The organism is Burkholderia sp. S171 (assembly GCF_009766085.1).
Classification (GTDB): domain Bacteria; phylum Pseudomonadota; class Gammaproteobacteria; order Burkholderiales; family Burkholderiaceae; genus Caballeronia.
The window spans coordinates 336,834-348,763 of record NZ_LMUF01000030.1 but is presented as its reverse complement, the minus strand read 5'-3'; the positions used below and the strand labels follow the sequence as shown (position 1 = coordinate 348,763).

Annotated in this window: 13 protein-coding genes and 1 tRNA gene; 5 read left to right on the top strand and 9 right to left on the bottom strand. The window is 59.3% G+C overall.

All coding sequences use genetic code 11. The features are described 5' to 3' along the window. Window positions 1–22: 22 nt before the first annotated feature. The 3 genes from GSQ93_RS15525 to GSQ93_RS15515 form a co-directional block, all read right to left on the bottom strand. Window positions 23–2,038, bottom strand: a complete 2,016-nt coding sequence (locus GSQ93_RS15525) for a DNA topoisomerase IV subunit B (protein ID WP_158936546.1) — start codon at window positions 2,036–2,038, stop codon at window positions 23–25. A gap of 321 nt (window positions 2,039–2,359) precedes the next feature. Beyond that, the gene (locus tag GSQ93_RS15520) at window positions 2,360–4,294 is read right to left on the bottom strand and encodes an ATP-binding cassette domain-containing protein (protein WP_158936545.1); all 1,935 of its coding nucleotides are present in this window, start codon (window positions 4,292–4,294) and stop codon (window positions 2,360–2,362) included. Window positions 4,295–4,494: 200 nt separating this feature from the next. Then, the gene (locus GSQ93_RS15515) at window positions 4,495–4,902 is read right to left on the bottom strand and encodes a DUF4399 domain-containing protein (protein WP_158936544.1); all 408 of its coding nucleotides are present in this window, start codon (window positions 4,900–4,902) and stop codon (window positions 4,495–4,497) included. Between the two features lie 366 nt (window positions 4,903–5,268). Between GSQ93_RS15515 and GSQ93_RS15510 the strand changes: the two genes are divergently transcribed. After that, complete coding sequence (locus GSQ93_RS15510) at window positions 5,269–5,451, top strand: rubredoxin (RefSeq protein WP_158936543.1); 183 nt, start codon at window positions 5,269–5,271, stop codon at window positions 5,449–5,451. A gap of 56 nt (window positions 5,452–5,507) precedes the next feature. On the opposite strand, the gene GSQ93_RS15505 is transcribed toward GSQ93_RS15510, so the two are convergent. Further along, the gene (locus tag GSQ93_RS15505) at window positions 5,508–6,242 is read right to left on the bottom strand and encodes a bifunctional 2-polyprenyl-6-hydroxyphenol methylase/3-demethylubiquinol 3-O-methyltransferase UbiG (protein WP_158936542.1); all 735 of its coding nucleotides are present in this window, start codon (window positions 6,240–6,242) and stop codon (window positions 5,508–5,510) included. A 61-nt stretch (window positions 6,243–6,303) separates the two neighbouring features. Further along, complete coding sequence (locus GSQ93_RS15500; protein ID WP_158936541.1) at window positions 6,304–7,104, bottom strand: hypothetical protein; 801 nt, start codon at window positions 7,102–7,104, stop codon at window positions 6,304–6,306. 158 nt (window positions 7,105–7,262) lie between these two features. Between GSQ93_RS15500 and GSQ93_RS15495 the strand changes: the two genes are divergently transcribed. From GSQ93_RS15495 to GSQ93_RS15485, 3 genes are all read left to right on the top strand, one after another. Further along, on the top strand, window positions 7,263–7,547 hold the full coding sequence (locus tag GSQ93_RS15495; RefSeq protein ID WP_158936540.1) for a hypothetical protein: 285 nt from the start codon (window positions 7,263–7,265) through the stop codon (window positions 7,545–7,547). Window positions 7,548–8,000: 453 nt separating this feature from the next. Then, a complete protein-coding gene (locus GSQ93_RS15490) occupies window positions 8,001–9,200 on the top strand; it encodes a GGDEF domain-containing protein (RefSeq protein WP_158936539.1) in 1,200 nt (399 codons plus the stop codon). 474 nt (window positions 9,201–9,674) lie between these two features. Then, window positions 9,675–9,749: transfer RNA gene (locus GSQ93_RS15485), tRNA-Arg, on the top strand. A 157-nt stretch (window positions 9,750–9,906) separates the two neighbouring features. Here the strand turns inward: GSQ93_RS15485 and GSQ93_RS15480 are convergent. Beyond that, window positions 9,907–10,341 carry a DNA-binding transcriptional regulator gene (locus tag GSQ93_RS15480; RefSeq protein WP_158936538.1) on the bottom strand — a complete coding sequence of 145 codons (435 nt, stop codon included), beginning with the start codon at window positions 10,339–10,341 and terminating at the stop codon, window positions 9,907–9,909. Between the two features lie 8 nt (window positions 10,342–10,349). Then, window positions 10,350–10,664, bottom strand: coding sequence for a DUF4258 domain-containing protein (locus GSQ93_RS38515; protein ID WP_301952061.1), 315 nt, complete (start codon window positions 10,662–10,664; stop codon window positions 10,350–10,352). A gap of 246 nt (window positions 10,665–10,910) precedes the next feature. Between GSQ93_RS38515 and GSQ93_RS15470 the strand changes: the two genes are divergently transcribed. Continuing rightward, window positions 10,911–11,171, top strand: a complete 261-nt coding sequence (locus GSQ93_RS15470) for a hypothetical protein (RefSeq protein ID WP_158936537.1) — start codon at window positions 10,911–10,913, stop codon at window positions 11,169–11,171. A 101-nt stretch (window positions 11,172–11,272) separates the two neighbouring features. Here GSQ93_RS15470 and GSQ93_RS15465 read toward each other — a convergent pair whose 3' ends face one another. Beyond that, on the bottom strand, window positions 11,273–11,449 hold the full coding sequence (locus tag GSQ93_RS15465; protein WP_158936536.1) for a hypothetical protein: 177 nt from the start codon (window positions 11,447–11,449) through the stop codon (window positions 11,273–11,275). 179 nt (window positions 11,450–11,628) lie between these two features. After that, complete coding sequence (locus tag GSQ93_RS15460; protein ID WP_158936535.1) at window positions 11,629–11,820, bottom strand: hypothetical protein; 192 nt, start codon at window positions 11,818–11,820, stop codon at window positions 11,629–11,631. Window positions 11,821–11,930 lie beyond the last annotated feature (110 nt).

The following is an 11,930-nucleotide window of genomic DNA, read 5'->3' as shown; positions in this document are numbered from 1 at the left end:
CATGCACCGAAGCATGAAAGCGTCAAATATCGGCTTCAACTTCGTTGCCCTTCTCCTCGAGCCAACTGCGCCGTGACGCCGCTTCGCCCTTGCCCATCAGCATCGTCATGCGTGTGACCGTGTCGTCAAAACCGAGATCACCGACTTGAACCGGTAGCAGCCGGCGCGTGTCCGGGTTCATCGTGGTGTCCCACAACTGCTCCGCGCTCATCTCGCCCAGCCCCTTGAAACGGCTGATCGACCATTGCGTCTCGCGCACGCCGTCCTTCCTCAGCTTGTCCAGAATCGCCTCGAGTTCACCTTCATCGAGCGCGTAGAGCTTTTGCGCCGGCTTCTTGCCGCGCGCGGGGGCGTCGACGCGAAACAGCGGCGGCCGCGCGATGCACACATTGCCCTGCTCGATCAGCTGCGGGAAGTGCTTGAAGAACAGCGTGAGCAGCAGGACCTGGATGTGCGAGCCGTCCACGTCAGCGTCCGACAGGATGCAGATCTTGCCGTAGCGCAGATTCGAGAGATCGGCTTTCTGGTCCAGGCTGTCCGGACCGTGCGGATCCACGCCGATCGCCACCGCAATGTCGTGCACTTCGTTGTTCGCGAACAGCCGGTCACGTTCGGTTTCCCACGTGTTCAGCACCTTGCCGCGCAACGGCAGAATGGCCTGGAACTCCTTGTCGCGACCCATCTTCGCGGAGCCGCCAGCCGAATCGCCCTCGACCAGGAAGAGTTCGTTGCGCGAGATATCCGTCGATTCGCAATCGGTCAGCTTGCCCGGCAGCACCGCCACACCCGAGCTCTTGCGCTTTTCGATCTTCTGCCCGGCGCGCGTGCGCGCCTGGGCCTGCCGGATCACCAGTTCCGCGAGTTTCTTGCCGTACTCCACGTGCTGGTTCAACCACAGTTCGAGCGCGGGCCGCGTAAACGACGACACGAGTTTCACCGCGTCGCGGCTATTGAGGCGCTCCTTGATCTGCCCTTGAAACTGCGGATCCAGTACCTTCGCCGACAACACGAACGACACCCGGGCGAACACGTCTTCGGCCAGCAGCTTCACGCCCTTGGGCTGGAGGTTGTGCAGTTCGACGAAGCTCTTGACCGCCTGGAACAATCCGTCGCGAAGACCGGATTCATGCGTGCCGCCAGCGGGCGTCGGAATCAGGTTGACGTACGACTCGCGCAATAACGGGCCTTCTTCGCTCCACGCGACGACCCACGTTGCGCCCTCGCCTTCCGCGAAGGTTTCCTCGCTCGACTTCGCATTGCCCGCGAACCGCTCGCCTTCGAACAAGGGGATGAGCAAGTCGCTGCCGCCCATGCCTTCGAGAAGATAACCGCGTAAGCCGTCCTCATACTTCCAGGTTTGCCGTTCGCCGGTTTTTTCGTTGATGAGCACGACTTCCACGCCCGGCAGCAAGACCGCTTTGGAGCGCAACAGCCGCTGCAATTCGCCGACTGGCAGGTTCGGCGAATCGAAATATTTCGGATTGGCCCAGGCGGTGACACGGGTCCCTGACTTCTTTTCACCGCGATTCATCGCACGGGTTTCGAGCGGCTTTACGACATCGCCATTCGAAAAGCCGAGATCGGCAACCTTGCCGTCACGCCACACGGTCACGTCCATCCGTGTGGACAACGCGTTCGTGACCGAGACCCCCACGCCGTGCAGGCCGCCCGAAAACGTATACGCACCGCCGGCGGCCTTATCGAACTTGCCGCCCGCGTGCAGGCGCGTGAACACGATCTCGACGACCGGCACGCCTTCTTCCGGATGCATGCCGAACGGGATACCGCGTCCATCGTCTTCGACAGACACCGAATGATCTACGTGCAGCGTGACCGTGATCTGCTTGCCGTAGCCGCCGAGCGCCTCGTCGGAGGCGTTGTCGATGACTTCCTGAATGATGTGCAACGGATTTTCGGTACGGGTGTACATGCCGGGCCGTTGCTTGACCGGCTCGAGACCCTTGAGCACCTTGATCGATGCTTCGCTGTATCCGCTGTTCTTGCCGCTGTCGGCGGCGCTGGGTTTTTTCGTGGACATGTCTGGACGTGGGTCCGGCGGTCCGGGCGGCCGCAGCCTGATGGCAACGGCCAGCCGGACAACCGGCGAATGCGTGAACATAGCGGGCCAACCCGGCCAACCGCGCCTGAGCCGGCCGCGCCGGATTGCGCGTTATTAACTCGAAACCGCGACGGCCTCTCGCTTGGACTATAGCGTTTCACTACAAGGTGTCACCACGGTGTAACCGCAGCGGCGCCTTCGGTGATTTTTCCTCAAGGCCGTGCGCCCGAAAACGCGACGTATTTTACTGTTTCCGACAATTTTTTCGATATGGGGAAGACGCCGATCCCGAGGACCGGCTTACTTGCGCTTTGCTTCCAGTTCTTCCCAGCGCTCGAGCGCGACCAGCAATTCCTCGTCGATAGCCGCGTGCCGTGCACTCAGCCGCGTACCTTCTTTCGGATCTTTCGCGTACACCGACCCGTCTTCGAGCCTCGCTGCAATCGACTTTTGCTCGGCTTCGAGCGCGGCGATCTGCGCGGGCAGCGCTTCCAGCTCACGTACTTCCTTGTACGGCAATTTGTTCGAGCGCTGCGAATTGCGGCCGGTGCCACTGTCTTTAGGGCCGTCTTCCTTCTTCGCTTGCTTGGCCGTGTCACGGGCGGCGTCGAGAGCGATTCGCTCGGCACGTTCGCGCTGGATCTGCCAGTCGGTGAAACCGCCGACATATTCGCGCCACATGCCTCCGCCTTCCGACGCAAAGACCGAGGTCACGACGTTGTCCAGGAACTGGCGATCATGGCTCACCAGCAGCACCGTGCCGTCGTAATCGGTGAGCAGTTCTTCCAGCAATTCGAGCGTCTGGATATCCAGGTCATTGGTCGGCTCGTCCAGCACCAGCACGTTCGCAGGTCGCGCAAACAGACGTGCGAGCAGCAAGCGGTTGCGTTCCCCGCCCGACAGCGAACGCACAGGCGAACGCGCGCGCTCCGGTGCGAACAGGAAGTCGCCGAGATAACTCATGACGTGCTTCTTCACGCCGTTCACCTCGACCCATTCACTGCCTGGGCTGATGGTGTCGGCGAGCGTCTTGTCGAGGTCGAGCTGCGCGCGCATCTGGTCGAAATACGCTACCTGCGTGTTCGTGCCGGTGCGCACCGTGCCTTCGTCCGGTGCGAGTTCGCCCAGGATCATCTTGAGCAGCGTGGTCTTGCCCGCGCCGTTCGGACCGATGAACCCGAACTTGTCGCCGCGCATGACGGTGGCGCTGAAGTTGTCGACGATCGTTCGGTCGCCGTATTTCTTCGTCACATCGGTCAGTTCCGAAACGATCTTGCCCGAGCGCTCGCCTTGGCCCACATCAAGCTTCACGTTGCCCTGCACGTTGCGCCGTTCGGCGCGCTCGTTGCGCATTTCTACCAGCCGCGCGATACGCCCAACGCTGCGCGTACGCCGCGCCTCCACGCCTTTGCGAATCCACACTTCTTCCTGCGCCAGCAACTTGTCGAACTTGGCCGCTTCGACCTGTTCGATCTCAAGCTGCTGCGCCTTTCGCGTCTGGTACGCGCTGTAATTACCTGGATACGACAGCAAGCGTCCGCGATCCAGATCCACGATGCGAGTCGCGACCTTGTCGAGGAAAGCCCGGTCGTGGGTGATGAACAGCAAACCCGTGCGCAACGTGACCAGCATCTCTTCCAGCCAGCGAATGCCGTCGAAGTCGAGGTGGTTAGTCGGTTCGTCCAGGAGCAGCACGTCCGGTTGCACGACCAGCGCGCGGGCCAGCGCCACGCGCTTTTTCATGCCGCCCGAAAGCGCGCCCGAACGGATGTCGCCATCCAGCCCGATCTGCTGCAGCGTGGTCGCCACGCGAGTTTGCCAGCTCCACGCATCGTGCAAGTCGAGCGAGGACTGCAGCGCGTTCATGCGATGCAGCAGGTCGTCGTGCTCGGGACCTTCGGGGGTATCGGCAAGCTTGTGCGCCACGACGTCATATTCGTCGAGCAGCTCCCGCTCATGGGACAAGCCGGACGCGACGACGTCGAACACCGACGCCTCCAGGTCGAACTCAGGTTCCTGCGGCACGTAGACGGTCGTGAGCTCGTTTTGCCGCGTGATAAGGCCGTCGTCCGGCTTGGTCAGCCCGGCGATGATCTTCAGCAGCGACGACTTGCCCGCGCCGTTACGGCCGATCAGGCCGACGCGTTCGCCCGCTTCGAGTGAAAAGTCAGCGTGATCGAGCAACGCAACGTGGCCGAACGCGAGTTGCGCGTTCGAAATGGAATAAAGCGACATGGGAGGCAGCCGGAAAAGTGCAAATACTGGAAGCGGCCATTGTACCGGTCTTGACCGGCGCGCTTGGACGCCCTATGCCATCAGGACAAGGCGAGGTGCCCGAAAAGCTGCAAAAAAAACGCGGCCGCGCCGCGTTTTTGAGATGAGCGCCAAGACCAGAGCGGCCCGACGCCAACCGATGAATTCCGGCACGAGAGCCGTTATTTCACGTGAATTTTGATCGTCTGACTCATTTCTGGTCCAAACGACTGGTGTGCGCCGTCGCCGAATTGCAGGGTCAGCGTGTGATCGCCCGGGGGCAGCTTCACGTCCGCTTCCGTCTGCATCTTGCCAAAATGCAGCGATTTATCGTTCATTGGAATCACGAGACCCTTTTGCATCGGGCCTGCGTCGATCAACAGATGGTGGTGGCCTTTTTGCGGATCCGTATCGCCGGCCGGCGCGAGCCCCATGCCTTCCAGACCGAATACCACATGCACCGGACTCGTGACGGTAGCACCGTCCTTCGGCTCGACAAAAAACACCCGGGCTTGTTGCGCGTGCACCGCAACGGCTACAAGGAAAACGCTCGACAACACCGCTCCCGACAACAGTTTCTTGAACATCATTTTTTTCGCTCCCAGAAGAATGCGGCTGCCGGATCAACATCCAGGCAAGCCAAAACGGTTCGTGCGACACGCGTGGCGTGATCGACGCGGCAGAGACAGGACGCAGCCCGCCGGACGACACGCAAGGGACTCAAAAACCGCCGGGGAGAGGATACACCGAGCATAAGAAATCACGCAGATCCATGCTGTCGCCCTGCCCCGGATCTGTTCCACTTCGATGACACATTCTGACAATCCGGTACTATGCGGGTCGCCGAATGTTTCGGCGGCCGCACGCGGGCGCAATCCGGAAGGCGAACTTTCGGGTTATCGCCGCCGCGTGGAATATTTATCTATATTTTGTCGAACGAGAAGAAAGAGTCTGTCGTGAGTGAAGTTTTAGAATATAAAAGCTGGGTTTGCCTGATTTGTGGCTGGATATACAACGAAGAAGACGGTTTGCCGGAAGACGGCATTGCGGCCGGAACCCGTTTCGCTGATATCCCGGACACGTGGCGTTGTCCATTATGCGACGTCGGCAAAGACGATTTCGTGGCAGTCGAGTTCTGATCCGGCTGCAAAATCGGTCGTTGTGTTGGGTCGTTTCAGCCTGATTTCGCGCCCGTTCAGCGCGCGACCACAATCAGTTCCCGGCTCGCCGCCGATACCGCTGCACCATCCCAACCGCCTTGCCATCCGAGGTGGCGAAACCCCGCGGCCTCGAGTTGCGCGGCGAGTTCCTCCTGAGTGCGAAAGCGCAGTTCGCTCGCGGACATCAGCGTCTCGCCTGTCGCCTTGAATCGATAATACGTGTTGAAGCGAATGCCCGACTCCGGGCTTCCGCTTACGTCGTCCTGCCACACCTCCACCTCGCCGCCCCCCTGCACATCGATCAGCCTGTGCGATTGCGCAGGCGTCCAGGATTCCCACGCTCGCGCGGCCGGATTGCGGCTCTCGAACGCCAGGGTGCCGCCGTCGCGCAACGCGTAGCGGACGGCTTTGAGCGTATTGAGGAACGCGGTGTCGTCGAGGAGCACCTGCGCGACGTGGCCCGTCATGATCAGCAGGTCGGCGGGCGGCAGCAAGGCGAGCGCGCGAGCATCGCCTTCAATCCACTGGACGCGGTCGCCGTTCGGTCGATGCCGCGCCACCTGCAACATCTCGGGCGCGGGATCGACTGCAATCACCCGATGCCCCCGCGCCGCCAATTCACACGCGAGCAAACCCGTTCCGCAACAGAGATCGATTACGCGCTGCTTGCCTGCGGCCAGCGCGAGGTAGAAGTCGGTGTCGGCGGCGAAGGGGTTCAGCGTGTCGTACAGCGCGACGAGGCGCGGGTCAGTGTATAGCGTGGATGGCATCGGATAAGTTGGACGAGTGGCTAAAAGTGGTTAAGCGCCGGGCGTTGAGCGTTTCAGAGTTTCAACGGTTGAGGTAACCCAGCGCATCGCGCATGGACTGGCTCGGCACGACGATGGTGCCCGCAAACGGTGTGTCGAGATCGAGGATCACGAGCACTGTGGACGCTATCGATAACGCCCCGAGCATGATCGTAACCATCGCCAGTGCGTTACGTGGAGCGATCAGGCCAAAGCAAAGGAAGATGACGAGCAGCCAGAAGACGAGAATCCGGTCGAACGGCGAAGAAGCCGAACCACGTGCCTCCTCCACGATTTTCCAGCGTTGCTGGATCAGCCGGTCAAACCGGCCAAGCGCTTCTTCGGCGAGCTTCTGGTGCAACTCGTCAGGCGGCTTCAACTCTCGCGTGTATCGTTGCGCCCGTTCAAGCATGGCGCCCAGTACGCGGCTATCGAGGTTATCGGTGCCGTAGCTCGGCAGTGTTTTCTGATAATAGTCGCCAGGAGGCGGCGGTTCCTGCGCCCAGGTGGACGCGATCGCGGCCGCCGTGTAGGCGCGCAGAACCCGGCGGGCAGCGCCGGTATCCGGGCCGTATTCGCGCAAGCTGTTGTCGAGCTGGATCAGCGCTGCGGCATAGGTGCGGATGTCGGTGGTGGTGGTATCGAATACCGCTTTCGACGATGCCGTCAGCAAACCCAGCACAAGCGCCGCGAACGTAACCAGCATGCCGACCACCAGTTTCAGCAACTGCACGGTTTCGTGCGCCTTGTGTTCTTCAGGCAGCAACGGGCGCACGAAAACACCCAGCCCCGTGGCCGCGAGCAGGCACAAGAACACGATGACAGAGGTTTCGAGTTCAGTCATGGCGAAGGTCAGGGACGTTTGTATTATCGGACGAAGTGGCAGCTTATTCCAGACGAATGGTTTAATGCGGCGGGTTGTGGCGTGATCACGTTGACCCTGCTATGAAGTAGCAACGATAATCAGCAGTCGTGCTTGTTAATCGACCGGTGAGAGAGGGTATGAAAAAGACGAAATACTGGGTTGCTGCGTTCGCTTTAGCGGCCAGCGGGTGCGCATTCGCCAATGTCGCCGCCGATAACGTCATCCGCAGCGCAGCGCCCGCGAACGACCGAGTCATGGGCAATGAGTGCACGGACAAATCGATCAAACCATTCGCACGGCCAAAAGACAGCACGGTGTCCGACGATATGTTGAGAACGGCGTTGACCTTGATCTCGGGTTTTGCGACCGGCAGCAGTCGTGGGACCGCGCCGCTCGTGTGCGGCGACCGGTCGGCGCTTTAGTTTGTTGCTTTGTGGGGTGTTCCCGATTCCCCGAATCGCGGCATCCCTGCGGATATCCCCGCTTTTCTCAAGCACTTCTGTAGCAGACCGGATTCGGGAGATCGCACAAACCGGTCGCACAAACTCCCCTTGCCCGCTTGACGCTGAGCCAACGCTATAAAAACAGCTAACAGCCAGAAGCGGCCTCGGCTCGGCGGCTTACCTGCAAAAATTCGAGCGGAACGCGTCGGCTGAATGCTGCTGCTTCCAGCCTCGCGAGCGACTTGCCACTATGCCATCGCGCGAGAATGCGGCAACGCATTGCATTTTTGTGAATATTTGGTGCCAGAGCGTATTATCTGAGCCGCGGGCGTCGTCGTTCAGCACCTTCGTGCAACCTTGAAACGAGAGTGTCAGGCGCTCAACCTATTCGACTCGCGCGAATCTTTTCAGTCACCTTGCTCACTGAAACCTATGTTCAGTCCCGTCGCACTTTACGTTGTCGGAATTATGTCCGGCGCGATCAGCGTAGTCGTATTTGGCTCGCTGGTGCGGTCCGGGATACCCGGATTGTTTCGCTGGATAGCTGCAAACGTCCTGATTGTGGCGGCATTCGCCGCGCTGGCTCTGGATGACATTTCGCCGACACAGCTAACCATCGTGGTCGCGAGTCTGCTATTCGCCAGCGCCGCGTTTCTTGTACTACAAGGTTGCCGACTCTTCTTCGGCCTTCGACCTTCGAGGGTTCACGAAGTCGCTGCTTTCACGATGCTGGTGATTGGCGTTATTTACTGGACCGCGCTTTCGCCGAACGCCGCTGCCCGGGTTGTGCTGATGTCCGCTTTTCTCGCCTACGTTCGGTTGTCCGTGGGGTGGATTACCTACACGAGGAGGCCGTTGCATCGACCGGGATACAGTTATCAATTCGTCGCGATTATCGCCGCGCTCGGCGGGCTCGTTCATGTTGCACGTGGACTTGCCGCTGGCTTCGGCTGGGAGCATCACACGCGGTTTCTCGAGCCGACGCCACTGACCATTGCGTTCCTCGCGCTCGGCATTGTCACCCTGCCTTGCCTCTCTATCGGCGCGCTCATGCTGGCCTATGACCGCATGGCGGAGAGGATGGAGCGGTTGGCGGCTATTGATGAGTTGACCGGTGCGCTCGTGCGGCGCGAGTTTATGGCGCAAGCCGAGTCGCAACTGGAGCGTAGTAACCGCGCGAAATCCCGCTTCGCGGTCGCAATCCTCGATATCGATAACTTCAAAGCAGTCAATGACGTTCACGGCCATGCGGCCGGAGACCGCGCGCTCGCTCACTTTTCTTCGATAGTGTCGCAGGGCATCCGGCGAGGAGACATTTTTGGGCGGCTTGGCGGGGAAGAGTTTGCAATATTGTTCCCTGAGACAACCCGGGCGGACGCGATGACGTTGGTGAACAGTTTGCGACTGCATCTGGCTGCATCGACGTTAGAAGTACCTTGTGGAGAAGTGACGTGCACGTTCAGTGCTGGCGTGGATGAATATCAAGCGAATGAGCTGCTGGCAAATTTGATGGCGCGGGCCGACGCAGCGCTCTATTCGGCCAAGGCGATGGGACGAAATCGGGTGGTGTTGGCGGTGTCTACGGGCGATGAGGCGGTGGGCGCGACGAAGGACGCACCCGAACCAACTTGACGGTTCTCTTTGCGTAGCCCCGTCTGCCTTTACCTGGTTATTGGCGGCCTAAGGGTGGCGGTGTTGGTATCGACAGCATTGCGACCCTTGTTGATTGCGCTTCCCCGCTTCCCCGCTTCCCCGCTCTCGCGCTTGAGCCGCGACTTTCGTTTTAAACGTCTTTGATATACTCTGCCCGCTGCGCCGGATCCATGCTCGCCAGCGTTCACCGACGGGTAAGATCGAGGTCACGTTCTTTGCTCGAAATCGTTAAACAGCAAGGTCGATCTGCTTGGGATTGCTACCTGTTGCTATAAGGTCAAGTCGCCAAAAGCACCGTTCCGTAGCAAAAGCGTAGCAGCCAAGTTGAGAAATCCGGATTCACAGTGCGTCACGGCGCTTCACTTAGGAAGAAGCAAACCAGCCGAAAACGCACACTGGGCGGCGCCAAAGCCATCATCTTCAAGGCTTGAGCCCACCCGCTGAAATATCCATCTCCCCGTAGTTCAATGGATAGAACAAGTGCCTCCTAAGCGCTAGATGCAGGTTCGATTCCTGCCGGGGGGACCATCTCAGTTCCCAGCAACACCCAACGATTACCAAAAATTCGACACGCGTCGAACCGCCTCGATCTGATAAGGGCGCAGTTTGAAATGCTCAAACGCCGCCAACTGTTCGACGGTAACGTCTCTTACTTTGACACCTTGAGCGGGGCTCGACGGCCTAGCTATGCCGCTCGCGGAAACCATCCCGCATCTGTGTCATGGAACACCATTCGTTGATCTTCCTTGCGGTCCAGATCAGCGATGCGACCAATGAGTTCTTTCAGCTTTACATTGCCATCAACCGATTCCAAATAGATCGCCCGAATCATACGGTCTGCGGTCTTCGGAATCTTGCCGCGCCGCTCCCACAACGCGACAGTCTGCTCTGACGTGCCAAGGAGATCCGCAACGCCGTGCTGGGACAAATCCATCTCCTTGCGCAGAAATCTGAATTCAGCGCCCGTCAGATGACTCTTGCAAGCCACCGCCCGCCCGATGGCTTTGTGCAGTCCATCAGCGTCCTCAATTGAAATAGCCTTTCCGTATGGAGTCTTCCGCTCGTTGTAGCCGTTTTCCAGCCACACGTTCTGAAGCCCGATCTCTGTGTAGTGGTACATCGTCCACCTCAAAAAACAGTCAATACAACAACCCATTCGCCATTCTCAGCGCGCTCGAGTGCGACAGCCACCCGAACGTCGTCGCCGGCATTTCGCCTCGTAAGCGTGCATTGCGAGTGCCCATGAATGTTCGTGTGCGCGGGCTCTGTCACCAGGCCATTGCGCAGGCAGTCATACACTTGAGTCGGCGAAATTTTCCGCTCCTTCATTCGCTTCTTCGAGTGCGACGTGAAGAACACTCTGGACGTGTCTTTAGCTGCGTCGCTTATCAGGCGCCTCAAGCTTTGATCGCTCAGTCGGAAGGGCGTGGGGCTGGAAACCATACCCATAATTATTATGGGTAGCAGCAAGAAATGCAAGTAACTTAAATGTCGTCCGGCGTCAACCCAATCGAACCTTGCCGCAGATGCCGCTGTGCGGCATTTCCAGCATCCCGACAACGACGCCGTTAAACCGCACGCCTAAGCGACCTACCCCACTCTTCCACACGCACGAAGGCCTCGGAAAGCGCTACTCTTAGCGGGCCCTGTTTCGCCTCGCAGGGTGTCGATTCTTCTTCGGGATCCGCCATGGCCACGACCTATAGCGTTTTCAAGGCTCAACTCAGGATGCTGCTGACCGATCAGCCACGCGGCATGACCGCGGACCTGACCGATTTCGCGGTTGCTTATTGGGACGGGCGACAGGTGCTGGGCGCCTACTTGCGCGACGCCGGTCATGTCGATGAAATATTCGACCTGGACGAGAACGCTTTCGAGCAGTGGCGCGACGAGTTTGTTGCGTGGCTAGCCGATCCGCGCTTTACAGCACGGCCAGACCTGCTGGCGTAGATGGGGGAAGGAAGCGAGGAAGCGAGGAAGAAACGAAGAAGCCGCCGGTCGATGCCGGCGGATACCAGTGCCCTCTGCTACTTACCGCGTTTTACCGCAACTTACCGCGCGCCGATCCAGAATTCGTCATCGAGTGCCTGGAAGAAAAATGCTTCCAGCGCGTCCTCCGACAAATCGTCGATCGTAATACCGCGCAGGCGGCAAAGCACGTGGAGCGTCTCGTCAGCAGCAATGACGAGGTTTCGAAACGCGGTGGCGGTGGGGTTGGTTGTGTCCATGCATCCGCTAACGGCCTCTGCTGACAAAACTTTAGACCCAAATGCACGATATTTTCGACGAGCCGCGCCAAGCCGGATCCTGACAGGCCAAGGTAATACGTCGCAAGCAATCCGTGCCCGGTGCATCATGTAAAACGCATGACGCTGATTGCGAGCGCCGCTCGCATCGCTGTAAAAAATTAAATTCGCCCGCCAGGATAAGCGCCACCGCCCAGCTCGTCTTCAAGCGCATTGAAAAAGAACTCGCCCAATTCCGCGTCCGACAAACTGTCGAGCGGAATCTGCCTCAGGCGGCAAAGCAATTCCAACGCTTCGTCGGCGGCATTGAGTGCGCTACGGGTATCGGTATAAGCGAGTTTGTCGAGTTTCATGAGCGCAATAACGGCACGGCTCAAGCGAGCTTTAATGCCTCGCTAAAAACCTCAAGAACGACGCACTGTTATCCAAAACAGATTCACAGCGCGACACCGTGTTCCCGTAG

Bases quoted from the DNA above. Each gene is read 5' to 3' on its own strand.
- GSQ93_RS15505 (WP_158936542.1), bottom strand. From the start codon at position 6,242: ATGCCATCCACGCTATACACTGACCCGCGCCTCGTCGCGCTGTACGAC.
- GSQ93_RS15525 (WP_158936546.1), bottom strand. From the start codon at position 2,038: ATGTCCACGAAAAAACCCAGCGCCGCCGACAGCGGCAAGAACAGCGGA.
- GSQ93_RS15495 (WP_158936540.1), top strand. From the start codon at position 7,263: ATGAAAAAGACGAAATACTGGGTTGCTGCGTTCGCTTTAGCGGCCAGC.
- GSQ93_RS15500 (WP_158936541.1), bottom strand. From the start codon at position 7,104: ATGACTGAACTCGAAACCTCTGTCATCGTGTTCTTGTGCCTGCTCGCG.
- GSQ93_RS15470 (WP_158936537.1), top strand. From the start codon at position 10,911: ATGGCCACGACCTATAGCGTTTTCAAGGCTCAACTCAGGATGCTGCTG.
- GSQ93_RS15520 (WP_158936545.1), bottom strand. From the start codon at position 4,294: ATGTCGCTTTATTCCATTTCGAACGCGCAACTCGCGTTCGGCCACGTT.
- GSQ93_RS38515 (WP_301952061.1), bottom strand. From the start codon at position 10,664: ATGGTTTCCAGCCCCACGCCCTTCCGACTGAGCGATCAAAGCTTGAGG.
- GSQ93_RS15460 (WP_158936535.1), bottom strand. From the start codon at position 11,820: ATGAAACTCGACAAACTCGCTTATACCGATACCCGTAGCGCACTCAAT.
- GSQ93_RS15480 (WP_158936538.1), bottom strand. From the start codon at position 10,341: ATGTACCACTACACAGAGATCGGGCTTCAGAACGTGTGGCTGGAAAAC.
- GSQ93_RS15490 (WP_158936539.1), top strand. From the start codon at position 8,001: ATGTTCAGTCCCGTCGCACTTTACGTTGTCGGAATTATGTCCGGCGCG.
- GSQ93_RS15465 (WP_158936536.1), bottom strand. From the start codon at position 11,449: ATGGACACAACCAACCCCACCGCCACCGCGTTTCGAAACCTCGTCATT.
- GSQ93_RS15515 (WP_158936544.1), bottom strand. From the start codon at position 4,902: ATGATGTTCAAGAAACTGTTGTCGGGAGCGGTGTTGTCGAGCGTTTTC.